The following is a 16,866-nucleotide window of genomic DNA, read 5'->3' as shown; positions in this document are numbered from 1 at the left end:
AGTTGTACGATGTCATACATCTGAGCTATGATAGGCCATCATAACCAAGTAGTGCAAGGAGACCGCATGACCCCACAACCCGCCGCCAGCCGCGTCCGCTGGCTGATCCTGGCCATCCTGTTCGCCGTCACCACCATCAACTACGCGGACCGGGCCACCATCGCGATCGCCGGGCCGGAACTGAAAAAGCTGCTCGGCCTGTCGCCGGTGCAGATGGGCTTTGTGTTCTCGGCCTTTGCCTGGTCCTACGTGCTGGCGCAACTGCCGGGCGGCTGGCTGCTGGACCGCTTCGGCTCCAAGGTCACGTATTTCTTCAGCATCTTCCTGTGGTCCACCTTCACCATGCTGATGGGCACGGTGGGCTTCCTCACCGGCGCGGCCGCCGTCGCCACACTGTTCACGCTGCGCCTGCTGATCGGCGCGGCGGAGGCGCCCTCCTTCCCCGGCAACAGCCGCCTGGCTTCGGCCTGGTTCCCGACCGCCGAGCGCGGCACGGCGGCCGCCATCTTCAACTCGGCCCAATACTTCGCCACCGTGCTGTTCGCGCCGCTGATGGGCTGGCTGGTGCACAGTTTCGGCTGGCAAAGCGTGTTTTATGTGATGGGCGCGCTGGGCATCGTCATGTCGCTGGTGTGGCGCAAGACCGTCTACGGGCCGAAGGATCATCCGCGGATCAATGCTGCCGAGCTGGCCTATATCGAGGCGGGTGGCGCGCTGGTGGACCTGGAAAGCAAGAACAAGGTCGCCGCCACCACCGAGCTCGACACCTGGTCCTGCATCCGCCAGCTGCTGGGCAACCGCATGCTGCTGGGCGTCTACATCGGCCAGTACTGCATCAACACGCTGACCTACTTCTTCCTGACCTGGTTCCCGGTCTACCTGGTGACCGAGCGCCACATGACGATACTGAAAGCCGGCTTCGTCGCCGCGCTGCCGGCGGTGGCGGGCTTCCTCGGCGGCGTGCTGGGCGGGGTGATCTCGGACCGCATGATCAAGTCCGGCAAGTCGCTGTCGATGGCGCGCAAGACGCCCATCGTCGGCGGCATGCTGCTGGCGATGTCGATGATCGTCTGTAACTACGTCGACGCGGACTGGCTGGTGGTGCTGGTGATGTCGCTGGCCTTCTTCGGCAAGGGCGTCGGCGCGCTGGGCTGGGCGGTGGTGGCGGACACCTCGCCCAAGGAAGCGGGCGGCATGAGCGGCGCGCTGTTCAACACCTTCGGCAACACCGCCGGCATCACCACGCCCATCGTCATCGGCTACATCCTGCAGGAAACCGGCTCGTTCGCCGGCGCGCTGGTGTTCGTCGGCGCCAACGCCGCCGTCACCGTGCTGTGCTACGTGCTGATGGTCGGCGAAATCAAGCGCTTCGAATTCAAGACGCCGGTGCTGCGCAAGATCGGCAACACCGGCGCGGCGGACGCTATTGCGCCGTCATCGACCACCAGTTGATGTTCCAGCCGCCCGCGCGCACGAAGATCGCCAGGTCCTGCTGGCCGGCCGTCAGGTAGACGGTGCCGGTGATGGTGGTCCAGTTCTGCCAGCCGCCGGTGTTGGGCACCGTCAGCGCCACCAGGTCGGTGGCGTTCTTGCTCAGCACCAGCTGGCCGCCGTTGTTCGGGCTGGCGACGCGAAACTGCAAGTTGTACCAGCCAGTCTTCGGCACGTTGATCGGATAGCTCATCCAGTCGTTGGTGTCGACGTTGCTGACGTTGAAGCCGCCGCCGGCATCGGTGGTGGTTTCCATGCGCATGCCGCTGTGGTTGTTGAACATTTCCGCCTCGATGCGCTGGCCGGCCTCGGCCTTCCAGTTCATCCAGTAGGCGATGCTTTCATTACGCACCAGCGGCTGCGTGCCGAAGCCGCGGAAATAGCTCTCGATGGCGGCGTTGGTGGCGCTGCCCACGTCCAACCCGCCGAAGCCGCCGCCGTTGCTGCTGTTGGTGACCATGCCCCAGCCCCACGAACTGGTATCGCCGTTGGAACCGCCGTAGCTGACCGTCTTGTAGGCCCAGTTGGTCGCGGCCCAGCCGTACATATTGTAGATGTCGTAGGTCTTGCGCGTGATCTGGCCGCCGTAGCTGCCGGTCAGCGTCCACGGCTGGAATTCGCCGATCAGGAACGGCGTGGCCAGGCCGGTCAGCTTGTTGTTCCAGTCGCAGGTTTCGCCGGTGCCGCTGGTGTTGCAGTGCAGCCAGTTGGCGTGCATATTGGCCTGCGCGGTGGCGCCCTGCACTTCATTCCATCCCCACAGGCCTGGGTAGAAGTGCATCCAGAACGCCACGTTGGTCAGGCCGCGCGTGTTCGGGTTGCCGTAGGCGTCGATGCCTGAGTTGTGGCCCGGCAGCAGGATCACGTGCGAAGGATCCTTGGCCCGCACCACGTTGAACAGTTCATAGGCGAAGTTGGCCAAGGTGGTGGCGTCCGTGCCCCACGGCTCGTTCAGCAGGTCGTAGGCCGCCACCGAGGTGCGGTTCTTGTAGCGGCTGGCGATCATGTCCCACAGCCATTTGGTGCGGTCGCGATAGGTGTTGTTGGTCCACATCTGCGCCGCCCCGACGCAGCCGTCGTGCTGTTCGCTGGCGGCGGCCTGGCCGCCGACCGCGCCGTGCAGGTCGAGGATCACGTACATGCCGCGCTTCTCGGCTTCGTTGATGGCGAAGTCCAGGTATTTCCACGCGTCGGGCCGCAGCGTGTACGGATTGGCGTCGTCTTCCACCAGGCTGTACAGGAACGGCACGCGCACCACGTTCATGCCCATGCCCTTCATCAGGTCGAAGTCGCGGCTGGTGATCCAGCTGTCGCGATAGGCCGACATCAGCCGCTCTTTTTCCGCCGCGCCGAAGCGCCCGCTGAGCGCAGTCTCGAGGTGGCACTGGTCGCCGATGCCGGCGCCGTTGTTGGACAGGTTGGAGTTCATCATCCACATCTCCAGCGCCAGCCAGTTACCCAGGTTGACGCCGCGCAGGTTGACGCGGTTGCCGGCGGTGTCGACCCAGTACTTGCCGTTCTGGCGGATCGCCGGCAAGGTCACGCCGGTGGTCTCAGGCGTAAACTGTATCCAGTTCAGGTTGAAGCCGCCCGTGCGGGCCTGCACCGTCAGGTTTTGCACGCCGGCGGTCAGGAACACATGCGAGCTGACGGTGGTCCAGGTCTGCCAGCCGCCGGTGCTGGGCAGCGCCGTAGTTTCGCCGATCGCCTTGCCGTTCTGGGTCAGCACGACCTGGCCGCCGCCACCGGCCGAAGCCACGCGATACTGCACGGTGTACCAGCCGGCGCTGCTGGGGTTGATGCTGTAGGTCATGGTGTCGTTGGCGTCGATCCAGCCGACGTCGCTGCCGCCGCCGGCGTCGGTGGTCGCCTCCAGCGCGACGCCGCTCATGCTGGTGTAGCTTTCCGCCTCTATCTTGCCCGGCAAGACGGTTTGCGCATAGCCGGTGCCGGCAACCGCCAGTCCGGCCAGCGCCATCATGGATGTGATGCGTTGATGCAGTTTCGTCTTCATGTAGTCTCCGTTTTTTGTGATGAAGAACCGCTCTACAGTTTGTGGAAGCGCTTCCACAATAGAATGGAAACGTTACCAAATCTGCATAAAAACTATAACATCAAACAAACACGGAACACCACAAATTACGAACCAGACAGGCGCGTCACCGCGGCAAGGCTGCTTTCCAGCGAAAAGCCGTGATGCCGCAGGGTCTCGACCAGCTCCTCCGGCGCGCCGCCGAGCTGGAGATTTTCCGCGATCCAGCCGTGCCAGTCAGGCGTGACCTCCATCGCCTCCGACGCGATGTCGATGCCGGCGATCAGCCTGGCCAGCAGCGCGTTGATGCGCCTGGTGTCGATCAGGTGCTGGACCACCGTATGGCCGGAATATGGGAACGGATACAGCGTGCAGTTGCCGCCGGCGGCCAGCCGATGCGCGTGCATGGCGTCGAGGTTGACCGACTCGGTGGCGTTGACGCCGTCGGGCTTGGTGCCGAAAGCGATGTGCAGCTCGGGCCGCGCGCCCTCCTTCGCCCGGCGCAGTTCGGCCAGGTCGTAATAGCCGGACGGCGGCGGATCCTGCGCCAGGTCGCGCATCACCGCCAGCCAGCGCCGCTCGTGGTAGAGCTGCGCCTGTTGCACGTCGAGGAAGGACAAGGGGCCGAAGGCGATGATCTGCTGCGCGCCGAGCAGTTGGCCGTACATGATGGCGGCATACGCCCCCATCGACTGGCCGATGGTGATCACCTTGCTGGGCGCGATCGCCTGGACCAGCGCGCGCAGGCCGGCGGCCGTTTCATCGGGATGCGTGCCCAGGCCATCTATCTTGCGGTGGTACCAGGCGTTGCCGGAATCGCGCACCAGGATCTTGTTGAGGTGGCGCCCGCTGTTTTGCTCCAGCTTTTTCAGCCGTCCATAGAAATCGAATTCCGGCCGCGACTCCCACGACACGAAGCCGAACGCGATGACCAGCATCTCGCCCGGCACCACGCGGTCGAGCAGCACGTCGTCGGTGCTGGTCTTGACGTGCCGGTTATCCAGCGCGGGCACATCGGTGACGGACAACGGCATCGAACATGCTCCCCAGGTTAGTGGTTAGTGGCTGTCGGTGTAGAAGCAGCGGCCGCAGGCCTGGCGGTAGCTCTCGTTGCCGCCAATGCTGATCTGCTCGCCCTCTTTCATGCGCTTGCCGTCCTGGTCGACGCGGATGTTCATCGTCGCCTTCTTGCCGCAGCTGCAGATGTTCTTCAGTTCCTCGATATCGTCGGACAGCGCCAGCAGATAGGCCGAGCCGGGGAACGGCTCGCCGCGGAAGTCGGTGCGCAGGCCGTAGGTGATCACCGGGATGCCGCGCACCTGCGCCAGCTGGTGCAGCTGCTGCACCTGCGCCGTGCTGAGGAACTGCGCCTCGTCGATCAGCAGGCAGGCGATCTTTTCATCGATCTTGTCGAGGAAATTGGTGGCGGCGTCGAACACTTCGGTCTGGCGCTGCGGGCCCAGCCGCGACGTGACCTGGCCGACGCCATAGCGGTTGTCGATGGCGGCCGTGAACAGCCGCACTTTCTGGCCCTGCTCTTCATAGTTGTGCGCCACCTGCAGCATGGCGGTGGACTTGCCCGCGTTCATCGCGGAATATCGGAAATAGAGTTTTGCCACTGCAGCCTTCGGATGTTATGTGCCGTCTGAAGTGCGCGATTATAAACCGTGGCGCGGCAAAAGAGCGCCCCCGCTCCAGCCCGCCGATTGGATTCTCCTATGGGCGGCATAGATTCAATATACTTGCGATTAAATCGTATGCGAACTACAATGCATTCACTAGTTAGCGATCCAATTGCCGACAACTCAGCCGCATACGACCCATCATTTGAGGAGCATCACCATGAAAACCATCGCCATCGCCCTGTCCATCGCCGCCCTGTTCGCCTCCACCGCTGCGTCGGCGCAGGAGCAGCTGCAATCCGCCGAAACTTATTCCGGCTACACCGGCTTCGTCTCGACCAAAACCCGGGCCGAGGTCCGGAATGAACTGCGTCTCGCCCAGCAGCGCGGCGAAGTCGTCTCCGGCGAGCAATATCCGGAACGCGTGTTCGACGCCGCCACGCACAAGACCCGGGGCCAGGTGCGCGCCGAACTGGCCGCCTACCGCAGCGGCCACCCGGACCAGGATACTGAAGTCGTCCGCTGATTCGCCACAAAGTGACCGGACTGCCGATGCGCGCAACCGCATCGGCCGAAAAAGCGCATACTTGCTCAAAAAGCAGCGAGGAGATCCATATGCGCGCACCGGCACTGTTCACCCTGATCGGCAATACGCCACTGGTCGAGATTACCCGTCTCGACACCGGCCCTTGCCGGCTGTTCCTTAAACTGGAATCGCAAAACCCGGGCGGCTCGATCAAGGACCGCATCGGCATGGCCATGATCGAAGCGGCCGAGAACGACGGCCGTCTCAAGCCCGGCGGCATCATCATCGAGGCCACCGCCGGCAACACCGGCCTCGGCCTGGCGCTGGTCGGACGGCTCAAGGGCTACCGCGTGCTGCTGGTGGTGCCGGACAAGATGTCGTCCGAAAAAGTGCTGCACCTGAAGGCGCTCGGCGCCGAAGTGCGCACCACCCGCTCCGACGTCGGCAAGGGCCATCCCGAGTACTACCAGGACTACGCCGCGCGGCTGGCGGCCGAGTTGCCCGGCGCCTGGTTCGCCGACCAGTTCAACAATCCCGCCAACCCGCTGGCGCACGAAACCACCACCGGCCCGGAAATCTGGCGCCAGATGGACCACGACGTCGACGCCATCGTGGTCGGCGTCGGCTCGTCCGGCACGCTGACCGGCCTGACGCGCTACTTCCGCCGCACCGCGCCCGAGCTGGAATTCATCCTGGCCGATCCCGAGGGCTCGATCCTGGCCGAATACGTCGCCACCGGCCACGTGGCCGAGACCAGCGGCTCGTGGGCGGTCGAAGGCATAGGCGAAGACTTCATCCCCGCCATCGCCGACATGAGCGGCGTGACCAAGGCCTACACCATCACCGACCAGCAAAGCTTCGACACCGCCCGCCTGCTGCTGCGCGAGGAAGGCCTGCCGGGCGGCTCGTCGACCGGCACCCTGCTGGCCGCCGCGCTGCAGTACTGCCGCGAACAGACCACGCCCAAGCGCGTGGTCAGCTTCGTCTGCGACACCGGCACGCGCTACCTGTCCAAGGTCTACAACGACGGCTGGATGCGCGACCAGGGCCTGCTGGCGCGCAAGCCGGAACACGACCTGCGCGACCTGATCGGCCGCCGCTACGACGCCGGCGAAGTCATCAGCGTGTCGCCGGAAGACACGCTGATGATCGCCTTCAACCGCATGCGCGCGGCCGACGTGGCGCAGCTGCCGGTGCTGTCGGGCGGGCGCCTGGTCGGCATCATCGACGAATCCGACCTGCTGCTGACGGTGGACACGCAGGCGCAGCGCTTCAACAGCCCGGTCGGCGCGACGATGACGCGGCGACTGGAAATCCTGCATCCGGCGGCCGACCTGCACGCGCTGCGCGCCACGCTGGACCGCGGCCTGACCGCCGTGGTGGCCGACGGCGACATCTTCTACGGCCTGATCACCCGCTTCGACCTGCTTAACCACCTGCGAAGGACTCTATCTTGAACGAACCGTTGAACAAGCAGCACAAAAAAGCCGCCCTCTCCACCCGCGTCATCCATGCCGGCCAGTCGCCCGATCCGTCGACCGGCGCCATCATGCCGCCGATCTACGCCACCTCCACCTTCGTGCAGGACAGCCCCGGCGTGCACAAGGGCCTGGACTACGGCCGCTCGCACAACCCGACCCGCTGGGCGCTGGAGCGCTGCGTGGCCGACCTGGAAAGCGGCGCCCAGGGCTTCGCCTTCGCCTCCGGACTGGCGGCCATTTCGACCGTGCTGGAGCTGGCCGACGCCGGCTCGCACATCATCGCCGGCGACGACATGTACGGCGGCACCTACCGGCTGTTCGAGCGCGTGCGCCGCCGCAGCGCCGGCCACGACTTCACCTACGTCGACCTGACCGAGCCGGAAAACCTGCTGGCCGCGATCAAGCCCGAGACGAAGATGGTCTGGGTCGAAACGCCGACCAACCCGATGCTCAAGCTGGCCGACCTGCAGGCGATCGGCAAGATCTGCCGCGAGCGCGGCATCATCGCCGTGGCCGACAACACCTTCGCCAGCCCGCTGGTGCAGCGGCCGCTGGAACACGGTTTCGACATCGTCGTGCACTCTGCCACCAAGTACCTGAACGGCCACTCGGACATCATCGGCGGCATCGCCGTGGTCGGCGCTGAGCCGCACCAGAAGGCCTGGTGCGAGCAGCTGGCCTTCCTGCAAAACTCGGTGGGCGCCATCTCCGGCCCGTTCGACAGCTTCCTGGTGCTGCGCGGCGTCAAGACGCTGGCCATCCGCATGGAGCGCCACTGCCGCAGCGCGCTGGAACTGGCGCGCTGGCTGGAGCAGCAGCCCAAGGTGCGCAAGGTCTACTACCCGGGACTGGAGTCGCACCCGCAGCACGCGCTGGCCAGGCGGCAGATGGAAGGTTTCGGCGGCATCATCTCGATCGACCTGGACACCGACCTGCCGGGCGCCCGCCGCTTCCTCGAAAGCTGCTCGGTGTTCGCGCTGGCCGAAAGCCTGGGCGGCGTCGAAAGCCTGATCGAGCACCCGGCGCTGATGACGCACGCCAGCATCCCGGCGGCGCAGCGGGCCGCGCTGGGCATCGGCGACGGCCTGATACGGCTGTCGGTGGGAATCGAAGATATAGAGGATTTAAGGGCCGATATTCAGCGCTCGCTGGACGCGATTTAGCTGATACCATGCGGGAATTCAGTATTCTGTCCGAGACAACATGGAATTCCTCTTAATCATAGTCGGCGTGCTGGCCATCGGTTTTATCTACTCGATCGGCGTGGCCAGCGCCAAGCCGATCGCCGGCAGCGATTTTTACAAGGTGTCCAAGGACGGCCGCGTGCTGGCCGGCGGCCAGAAGGTCAAGGTGCTGCGGCCCAAGGTGACGCCGGAAGGCCTGACGGTCAAGCTGCGCGTCGGCAGCCTCACCGGCGAATTCCTGGTCCACCAGCTGGTGGCCGAGGCACACCTGCCCAATCCGGCCGGCCTGAAAAACGTCCGCCACAAGGACGGCAACCTGCGCAACAACAAGGTCGAGAACCTGGCCTGGGTGCGCGAGCCGGCGCCGGTTGAAGCCGACGCCGCGTCCCCCGCGCCGTCTCGGATGTAACTAGCTCGGGTCATGAAGCTCCTACTCACTTCCGCCGGCATCAGCAACGCCAGCATCCAGGCGGCGCTGATTGACCTCTTGGGCAAACCGGTTGCCGAAGCGAGCGCCCTGTTCATCCCCACCGCAATCTACGCCTTGCCCAACGGCGGCGACATAGCACGAAGAGTCATTCGCGGATCGCTGGGCGATCCATTCTGCGAGCTGGGTTGGAAATCGCTGGGAATACTGGAGCTCACCGCACTGCCCAGCATCAAAGCAGAACACTGGATTCCCGTGCTCGAAAAGACCGACGCCCTGCTGGTCGGCGGCGGCGATTGCCAGTATCTGTGCTACTGGATGCAGCAATCCGGTCTGGCGGGCCTGTTGCCGTCGCTGCTGCAAAAGACGGTCTACGTGGGCTTGAGCGCCGGCAGCATGATCATGACGCGCTTCGGAACGACCTACGGTGGCCACAACCTCCCAGCCGAAAGCGATAAATCGCTGGGCCTGCTCGATTTTGCGCTGCATCCCCATCTGGATCACGAGTGGTTTCCAGAAAACTCCCTGGCCAAGCTGGAGAAGTTGGCGGCCACGATATCCGTGCCGTCATATCTGATTGACGACCAGACCGCCATCAAAGTGAGCGATGGCGTCATCGAGGTCGTCTCGGAGGGAAGTTGGAAGCTGATTGAGGCCTAGAGGACTAAGGCGCCGTCTGGACGGCGGCACTGGAGCTGGCCAGCAGGTAAAAAACTTCGTTCCCATCGACCCGCTCCCGGGTCCATCCTTGCAAGGCATAGAAGCTGTCGGCCCTCGTTCCGGCCCCGGTGCTCAACCGGACAAACTCCTGGCCTTGCTCAAAAAGCCACTCGACGGCCATGTTCAGCAATTGTTTGGCGAGCCCCCGCCCTTCGTATTCCGGCGCTATGAACAGCGCCCAAATTGAGGCGTTGGTCTTGTTTGCGTAGCAGAATCCCGCGACAACCCCTTCGACTTCCGCGACCCAGCCGCGACCCAGCAACTCCAGATAATCCTCATACATTTGCACGGTGATGCGGCTGGGGTCGGAAAGAACATTCTCGCCAACAGCCAGCCGAATCGTCGACATCGCAGGAATGTCATGTGAATTTGCCCGGCGAAAGTTGGTTAATTTGCTTTGGATCATGTTCAAACCTCTATTTTTTTTATCCGGCACCTCATGTGCGCCGCCATCTTCCCCTATTCCCCCGTGCCAGGCAAGCGTCTTTCAAGGCTGCGCCCACACCGTGCCGCCGGGTGTGGACGCGCCAGCAGCACGTCGTTTTTACGGCGAAGGCTGCAGCTTCCAGCGCTGGCAGTCGCCGCCCAGCCATTGCCACTGCTGCACGTTGGCGCCGGCCGTGGTCGAGCAGGCGTCGACGTCCAATACCAGGCCGCTGTTTTTCGACACAAAACGGAAATAGCCGTCGCCGACCGGCTCCGGGCGCCACGCCTGGCAGGCGGCGCCGTTCGGCGTCCACTGCTGGACGTTGCCGCCGTTGGCCGTCGAGCAGGCGTCGACATCGAGCGCCAACCCGCTCTGCATCGCCGTCAGCACGTAATCGCCGTTACCCTTGTTCTGCACATTCCAGCGCTGGCAGTTGGCGCCGTTCGGTGTCCATTGCTGGACATTCGCCCCGGTGGCGGTCGAACAGGCGCTGACGTCCAGCGCCAGGCCGCTGTTCTTCGAGATCAGCGTGTAGATGCCGCTGGCGACCGGATTGTCCATCGGCCCGCTGGCGAACTTGATCGAGCAGCCGACGTTGACCAGCTCATACAGCTGCGTGCCATCGGTCGACGGCAGCAGCTGCGTCGTGTAGCCGTTGCAGACGTCGCTGCCGCCGGTGGTGGCGGCGGACAATGGCGTCGCGCCCTCCGTCCACTGCCCGTTGCCGTTGTTGGTGTTGTACATGAAGGTCTGGCCGTTGCCGGCGGCGATGCTGTTGTCGGCGTTGCGGCGCAGGACCATGGCCGTCACCAGCAGGCGGCCGTTGGCGCTGCCGTCGTTATACCAGCGCACCGTCGGCGTCTGCGTGAAGTGATTGCCGGACGTCGATTCGATGCGCGTGCCCATATTGGACGGCGTGCCCCAGTTGATGGCGTTGGCCGAGGTGCGGATGAAGGCCTCGCAGTTGGAGGCGCCGCACACTTCGTACGTCATCACGTAGCTGCCGTTGGGCAGGCGCGCCACCAACGGCATGCCGGGACGCTGCACGTTGCCGTCGCTGACGCCGACGTCGATGGTGTCGCCGCTCCACGTCACGCCACCGTCGTTGGAGACGCGGTGCGCGATCAGCTGGTTGTAGCCGTTGCCCTTGTACTCCTCGCTGGAGTAGTACATCACCAGCCGGCCGCTGCTGTCGACGGTGAATTCCGCCTCCCACACGCCGGTGCCGCCGGTGACGGGCGTCGACAGCAGGCTCCAGGTGTGGCCCTGGTCCGTGCTGCGGTACAGCCGTATCGCGTGGCTGCTACCGTTGGTGGTGGACGTGGTCCACAACAGCGCGCCCTTCGGCGTACCGCCCACCGCCTGCGGCATCTCATACAGGCCGCTGCAGCAGTGGCCGGGGTCGGACAGGTTGATGGTGCCGATCTGGGTCCAGCTGGCGCCGTTGTTGGCGCTGTCCCAGATGGTGCTCTGGGTGTTGCCGTAGTCGAAGCTGGCGATCAGGTGGTTGTTGGCGGAAAGGCGTAGCAGGCGGGGATAAAACGAAGTCTGGTTGCCGAGGGTGACGGCGGCGCCGGCGTCTAGCCAGCAAAACAAGGTGAACAGCAAGGCGTAGATACGGGTCTTCATATGCTTGTCTCCATTTCTTAGTGCGAGCGAAAAAAGCAGGGAGCAAGCCCCCTGCGAAAGTACAACACCGGAGATGAAACGGGTTTTACAGCTTGAAGCGCAGGCCGAGCGAGTACACGGCCGGGTCGTAGCGGATGTCGCGCGGGAAGGACTCGTAGCCGCTGTAGCTTTCGTACGAAGCCTTCAGCAGGTTCCACGCGTTGAACTGGATCGACACATGCTTGTTGATCTCGTAGCCCAGCGACAGGTCCATCTGGTTACGCGGCCGCACCACGTTGGTCGGCGGCAGCTGGATGCCGCCGTTGTTCAGCGACTCGACATAGCTGTCGCGGTGCGTGTAGGCCAGGCGGCCGTTGATGCCGAACTTCTCGTAGATCAGCGCCAGGTTGGCGTTCTTCTTGGCCACGTTGATCAGCGGCGTCACCGTGAAGTCGCTGCCGCCCAGGGTGTTGGCGGTTTCCGTGGTGCCCGTGATGTAGGTGTAGTTGGCCTGCACGCCCAAACCATTCAGCACGCCGGGCAGGAAGTCCAGGAACTTCTGCGCCGACAGCTCGTAGCCGTGCAGCTTGCCCTTGCCGGCGTTCTGCGGACGGGTCACCGTGTACGGCAGGCCGTTGATGCTCTCCACCTGCTGGAACGGCTGCAGGTAGCCATCGATGCGGCGGTCGAAGTAGGCCACCGAGGCGTAACCGTTGTTGTCGAAGTAGCGCTCCAGCGTGATGTCGAAGGACTTCGATTCCACCGGCTTCAGGTTCGGGTTGCCGGCGGAGCCGTAGCCCGGACGGTTGATCGACGGCGGCGTCAGCGACAGCGCGGGATTGAGCGAAGCGAAGTCCGGACGGGTCACGGTCTTGCCCCAGCCGATGTGCGACATCCAGTCTGTGGCCCAGTCCACCTTGGCGCTCACGCTCGGCAGCACGTCGGTGTGGGTGGTGCTGATGTCGACGTTGCTGATCACATCGCCGATGCGGTTGTTGCCGTTGATGTCGCGCTGGATGCGGCTGACGCGCACACCCGCCAGGCCGGACACGCCGACGCTGCCGACATCGAAGCCGTAGTTGGCCATGCCGTAGGCGCTGAGGTTTTTCTCGGTCTGCTTGAACAGGCGGTTCGGATCATCCGCCATGCGGCCGGATGGCAGGCCATAGTAGTTGCGCACCTGGTCGCGCTTATCGAGCAGGAAGTCGGTCGACGGCGTGGCGAACGCGCCACCCAGGCGCTCGACGCCGGGCACCACATCGTTGAACGACGGGCCGAACACGCTGACAGGCACCGGCCGCACGCCACCCGGCGTATCGGCGCCGCCTTCATTGCCGTGATATTCGGCATCGCGCGAGGACAGGCGGATGCCGCCGGCCAGCTTGTTGATGAAGCCCTGCCCCACCTTGTAGCTCACGTCGTTGCGCCACTGGACCTGGCGGCCGGAACTCTCGCCCCACGACTGGAAGAAGCCGCGCAGCACGTACTGGCTCGGATCGACCAGCGCATTGGCGTGGCCGGGCGTCGAAGCGGTGAAGCCGCCATGGCCGCCGGAGTCCAGGCCGACCACGTGCAGCGTGGCGAACGGCACGCTCTGGTCGACGATGATGCGGTCGTCGGTGAACTTGGAATAGGTGAACGCAAGGTCCGACGTCGCCTGCCAGTCGCCGTCCTTGTACTTGGCGCCGAAGCTCAGGTAGCCGGTGTCGGTTTTCTGCTGGTGGGCCTGGGTGCTGCTGGCGGTGTAAGGCGCCACGCCGTCGTCGGCCGGCAGTACGTCGGCCGACGCGATCGGGCAAGCCTGGCCACGGCTGGTGGCGCAGTATGGACCGCTCGGCGCGATCACCACGTTGGTGGCCTTGTTGCCTTCGCGGGCAACGGCGAACAGGTAGTCCTCCGCGCTGCGGCTGCGGTAGCCCATGTACATGGCCTGGCTGTCCAGTTCCAGCTTGTCGCTCGGCTTCCATTGCAGCGCGCCGTGCAGTTGCTGGCGTTCGCGTTCGCCGGAGTTGTAGACGCCGCCGGGGAACGGCATCACCGCCGCCGTGGTGGCGCCGCCCTTGGCCTGTTCGGCGGCCAGGTTGGGGTTGCCCGGATCGTTGCGGTAGGCGGTGCCGTCGGCGCGCACGGCCCACAGGCCAGGGCCGCCCGGTTCGGCGAACCACTGCACGGGATTGACAAAGCGGTCCTTGACGTAGGAAGCGTCGACCAGCGCGCCGATGTCGCCGTAGGACGTCTTCCAGCGGTTCGAGACCAGGCCGCCCAGCGACGGATCGGTGAAGGATTTGGCGCTGCTGCCGCGCGGATGGGTGTTGACGCCGTCGACAAAGCCGGACGCGCTCAGGCCCTTGAAATCGAACGGCTTGCGCAGGCGGACGTCCATCAGGCCGGCGATGCCGCCCTCCTGCTGGTTCGGCGTAGCGGACTTGAACACGTCCAGACCGGCCACGCCTTCGATGCGCAGGTCCTGGTACGACAGGCGGCGGCCGTCGCCGGTGAATATCTCGTTGCCGTTGACGGTGGTGGCCAGGTCCGGCAGGCCGCGTATCAGCACGCTGTCGACCTGGCTGGCGGTGCGGCCGACCTGCACGCCGGGAATGCGCTGCAGCGCCTCGCCCACCGAGCGGTCCGGGAATTTGCCGATGTCTTCGGCGTTGATCGAATCGACCACCTGGTCGGCGGTGCGCTTGATGTCCTCGGCCTTGCGCACGCTCTGGCGGATGCCGGACACCACGATGGTCGTGGTGTCGGCCTGCGCCTGCTCCTGTGCCAGCGCTGGCGCGCCTGCCAGTACGCTCAGCAATGCAGCGGCGATCGGGGTCCTTTTGAACTGGTGCATATCACTGTCTCCACTTTGGAATCGGATGACTGCTTTCCCCGCTGCTCCCGGTATGCCCTGTCTGAGCTACCGATACCGGTTGCGGTACTGCCTCGCGTGGCGCGTCATCGCTTTATGTAATCGTTATGGGCGGGCATTACCACAGATATTCTTGCGATTAAGCGGTAAATTGCCCCGAGTAACGAAGTGATAGTGAATGAACTTCTCGTTTATATCAACAATAATTGCGACAAATGGTGAATTTCATGAAAGATTCTGAAAAAACCGGTGAAAAACACCATAAGCCTCAACTAAAGTTGTTGGATAAACGTCACGTTTAGCCCAAAGTCCCAGGTGGCGGCACCGGCGCGCCGTCCGGGAACTGGAAGCTCAGGCGCATGACGATGTCCTGCGGATAGTTGCCGAACTTGCGGCCGAACAGGTTCAGGCCGCCCTTGTTGCGCGCATCGTCCTTGACGCCGATGCGTACGCGGATGTGGTTGGCGCGCGCCAGGTTCAGGTCGGCGATAGTGGTGTTGCCGAGTGAAACGCCGTCGATCATGGCGCCGCGCTCGCTGACGCTCCACTGTTTCAGCACGCCGTATGTCGTGCCTTCGATCTGCCACCACGACGGCGTCAGCAGCGCCGGCTTGCCGCCGAAGTCGCCGGGCGAGGTCCACGTGCCGACCTCCACCTCGTTGATCCACAGCGTGATGTCGGACGGCCAGTCGGGATTGTAATTAGGCGCCTCCGAGCACAGCTCCATCGACAGCGACAGGTCGGTGGTCACCGCGCCGTACGGCACATTGTTAGGGAAGGCATATTCCACATGGCCCGCGCCGAACCACAGCAGCTGGGCATTGACGTGCTCCGGCTCGAAGAAGGAACGCGGGTCGTCCAGCATGCCGATGATCTTGGTTTCGCTGACCAGGCCGCAGGTGGGACTGGCCTCGACGCTGCGGTAGCTGCCGATCGGCATGCTGATCTGCACCGTGTTCTGTTCGGCCTCGACCGCCGCGCCGGGCAGGCGGATGCGCACCTCGTCGTAGCGCTTGGAGCACAGCTTCTGGATGCCGCGCGTGCCCGGTTCGGTTTCCACCACCACCAGGCCCACCGCCTCCAGCTGGTTGACGTTGAAGCTGACGGTCGAATGCGGCAGGTTCATCGTGGCGGCCAGTTCCGACAGGTTCAGCACCTTGTGCGTCAGCAGCGCCAGCATCGCCTGCCGCGTTTCCGACGACAAGGCCTTCACCAGCGGCAACACCGCATCTCCCTCGACCAGCAACGCCCGATTTACAACATCCATGTCGCATCCATTCCTATGAATTAGTTTGTTGGTTCGCCGCGCCGGACGACCGTTTCCGCATGATACCCCGCCGCGAAAATGCCAGTGAATCAAAATAACTCACAAACTTTGTTGTCAGTAATGAGAAATATTGCGATAATTAATCCAACAAGAATTTTCGTGACTATCAGATGCCCGACTTTCGAGTACCACCTCCACCCCGCTACCTGACGCTGGAAAGCGGCGCCGGCCACACTGCCACCGTGATGGACATCGGCGCCACGCTGCTGTCCTGCCGGGTGCCCATGGCGGACGGCAGCCGCCGCGAGACGGTGCTGGGCCATCCTGCCGCGCTGGACGACGATCCGTCCCGCGGTTATGCCGGCGCCATCGTCGGCCGCTACGCCAACCGCATCGCCGGCGCCGCATTCGAACTCGATGGCCGGCGCCATCAACTGCAGGCTAACGAGAACGGCAACCAGCTGCACGGCGGCGTGGACGGTTTTCACCGCCGCCGCTGGCAGTTCGACCAGACGGCCGCCAACCGGGTGCAATTGAACCTGCTGTCGCCGGACGGCGACCAGGGCTTCCCCGGCGAAGTGGAGGCCAGTGTGACCTACACCATCAGCGCGCACGGCGTGCTGCGAATCGACCTGCGCGCCCGCAGCAGCGCACCCTGCCCGGTCAGCCTGAGCAACCACGCTTACTTCAATCTCGACGCACGGCATGGCGACGCGCGCGACCACCTGCTGCAGCTGCGGGCTCCAGCCTACGCGCCGGTCGACGATCAGTTGATCCCGCAGGGTGCGCTGGTTCCGGTTGAAGACAGCAGCTACGACTTCCGCGCCGCCAAAAGCGTGCGCGCCGCCCTGGACGCCGCGGCCGCCGCCGGCACGCCCGGCTTCGACCATGCCTGGCTGCTGTCGTCGCAGTGCGCGCATGGCGCCGTGCCGGCCGCGCGGCTGCAATCGTCGGACCGCACGCTGGCCATGACCATCAGCACCAGTCTGCCGGCGATCCAGTTCTACGACGGCCGCCACCTGCACACGCTGCACGACCGCGACGGCAGGCCCTACCCCTCTTATGCCGGTTTCGCGCTGGAACCGGAGTATCTGCCGGACAGTCCCAACCGGCCAGACTGGCCGCAGCCCTCGTGCATACTGCGGCCAGGGACTCAAATGCACCACTTTATAGAACTGGCATTCCAGGCAAGCGCCTGAGAAAAGACCGGTCAAACAAAAGGAG

The 16,866-nt window shown here is 64.3% G+C and carries 14 protein-coding genes; 7 read left to right on the top strand and 7 right to left on the bottom strand.

From position 1 onward, the window contains the following. Positions 1–66 precede the first annotated feature (66 nt). Positions 67–1,452 carry an MFS transporter gene (locus ACCD07_RS03505; protein ID WP_353397865.1) on the top strand — a complete coding sequence of 462 codons (1,386 nt, stop codon included), beginning with the start codon at positions 67–69 and terminating at the stop codon, positions 1,450–1,452. Here the strand turns inward: ACCD07_RS03505 and ACCD07_RS03500 are convergent. From ACCD07_RS03500 to ACCD07_RS03490, 3 genes are all read right to left on the bottom strand, one after another. After that, the gene (locus ACCD07_RS03500) at positions 1,424–3,505 is read right to left on the bottom strand and encodes a carbohydrate-binding protein (RefSeq protein ID WP_413446520.1); all 2,082 of its coding nucleotides are present in this window, start codon (positions 3,503–3,505) and stop codon (positions 1,424–1,426) included. The two genes, ACCD07_RS03505 and ACCD07_RS03500, sit on opposite strands and share 29 nt — an antisense overlap. Positions 3,506–3,630: 125 nt before the next feature. After that, positions 3,631–4,557: a hypothetical protein gene (locus tag ACCD07_RS03495; RefSeq protein ID WP_413446519.1), complete on the bottom strand. Its 927-nt coding sequence runs from the start codon at positions 4,555–4,557 to the stop codon at positions 3,631–3,633. 24 nt (positions 4,558–4,581) lie between these two features. Next, positions 4,582–5,142 carry a thymidine kinase gene (locus ACCD07_RS03490; RefSeq protein ID WP_176650329.1) on the bottom strand — a complete coding sequence of 187 codons (561 nt, stop codon included), beginning with the start codon at positions 5,140–5,142 and terminating at the stop codon, positions 4,582–4,584. Positions 5,143–5,365: 223 nt separating this feature from the next. Between ACCD07_RS03490 and ACCD07_RS03485 the strand changes: the two genes are divergently transcribed. From ACCD07_RS03485 to ACCD07_RS03465, 5 genes are all read left to right on the top strand, one after another. Continuing rightward, complete coding sequence (locus ACCD07_RS03485) at positions 5,366–5,671, top strand: DUF4148 domain-containing protein (RefSeq protein WP_413446518.1); 306 nt, start codon at positions 5,366–5,368, stop codon at positions 5,669–5,671. Positions 5,672–5,760: 89 nt separating this feature from the next. Beyond that, positions 5,761–7,128, top strand: coding sequence for a pyridoxal-phosphate dependent enzyme (locus tag ACCD07_RS03480; RefSeq protein ID WP_413446517.1), 1,368 nt, complete (start codon positions 5,761–5,763; stop codon positions 7,126–7,128). After that, entirely contained in the window at positions 7,122–8,315 is a 1,194-nt protein-coding gene (locus tag ACCD07_RS03475; protein ID WP_413446600.1) for a trans-sulfuration enzyme family protein, read from the top strand. The genes ACCD07_RS03480 and ACCD07_RS03475 overlap by 7 nt, the downstream gene beginning before the upstream one ends. Before the next feature lie 40 nt (positions 8,316–8,355). After that, positions 8,356–8,745, top strand: coding sequence for an HNH endonuclease (locus tag ACCD07_RS03470; RefSeq protein WP_413446516.1), 390 nt, complete (start codon positions 8,356–8,358; stop codon positions 8,743–8,745). 12 nt (positions 8,746–8,757) lie between these two features. Beyond that, a complete protein-coding gene (locus tag ACCD07_RS03465; RefSeq protein ID WP_413446515.1) occupies positions 8,758–9,423 on the top strand; it encodes a Type 1 glutamine amidotransferase-like domain-containing protein in 666 nt (221 codons plus the stop codon). A 4-nt stretch (positions 9,424–9,427) separates the two neighbouring features. On the opposite strand, the gene ACCD07_RS03460 is transcribed toward ACCD07_RS03465, so the two are convergent. From ACCD07_RS03460 to ACCD07_RS03445, 4 genes are all read right to left on the bottom strand, one after another. Then, complete coding sequence (locus ACCD07_RS03460) at positions 9,428–9,889, bottom strand: GNAT family N-acetyltransferase (protein ID WP_413446599.1); 462 nt, start codon at positions 9,887–9,889, stop codon at positions 9,428–9,430. A 138-nt stretch (positions 9,890–10,027) separates the two neighbouring features. Next, the gene (locus tag ACCD07_RS03455) at positions 10,028–11,539 is read right to left on the bottom strand and encodes an RICIN domain-containing protein (RefSeq protein ID WP_413446514.1); all 1,512 of its coding nucleotides are present in this window, start codon (positions 11,537–11,539) and stop codon (positions 10,028–10,030) included. Between the two features lie 85 nt (positions 11,540–11,624). Further along, on the bottom strand, positions 11,625–14,357 hold the full coding sequence (locus ACCD07_RS03450; RefSeq protein WP_413446513.1) for a TonB-dependent receptor: 2,733 nt from the start codon (positions 14,355–14,357) through the stop codon (positions 11,625–11,627). Positions 14,358–14,673: 316 nt separating this feature from the next. Continuing rightward, the gene (locus ACCD07_RS03445) at positions 14,674–15,642 is read right to left on the bottom strand and encodes a helix-turn-helix domain-containing protein (RefSeq protein WP_176650323.1); all 969 of its coding nucleotides are present in this window, start codon (positions 15,640–15,642) and stop codon (positions 14,674–14,676) included. 170 nt (positions 15,643–15,812) lie between these two features. Between ACCD07_RS03445 and ACCD07_RS03440 the strand changes: the two genes are divergently transcribed. Continuing rightward, on the top strand, positions 15,813–16,841 hold the full coding sequence (locus tag ACCD07_RS03440) for a galactose-1-epimerase (RefSeq protein ID WP_413446512.1): 1,029 nt from the start codon (positions 15,813–15,815) through the stop codon (positions 16,839–16,841). The last annotated feature ends 25 nt before the right edge of the window (positions 16,842–16,866 follow it).

Origin of the sequence: Duganella sp. Dugasp56, assembly GCF_047304105.1 — a bacterium.
Classification (GTDB): domain Bacteria; phylum Pseudomonadota; class Gammaproteobacteria; order Burkholderiales; family Burkholderiaceae_D; genus Rugamonas; species Rugamonas hordei.
The sequence above is the reverse complement of the archived record's forward strand: the minus strand, read 5'-3'. Positions and strand labels throughout refer to the sequence as shown.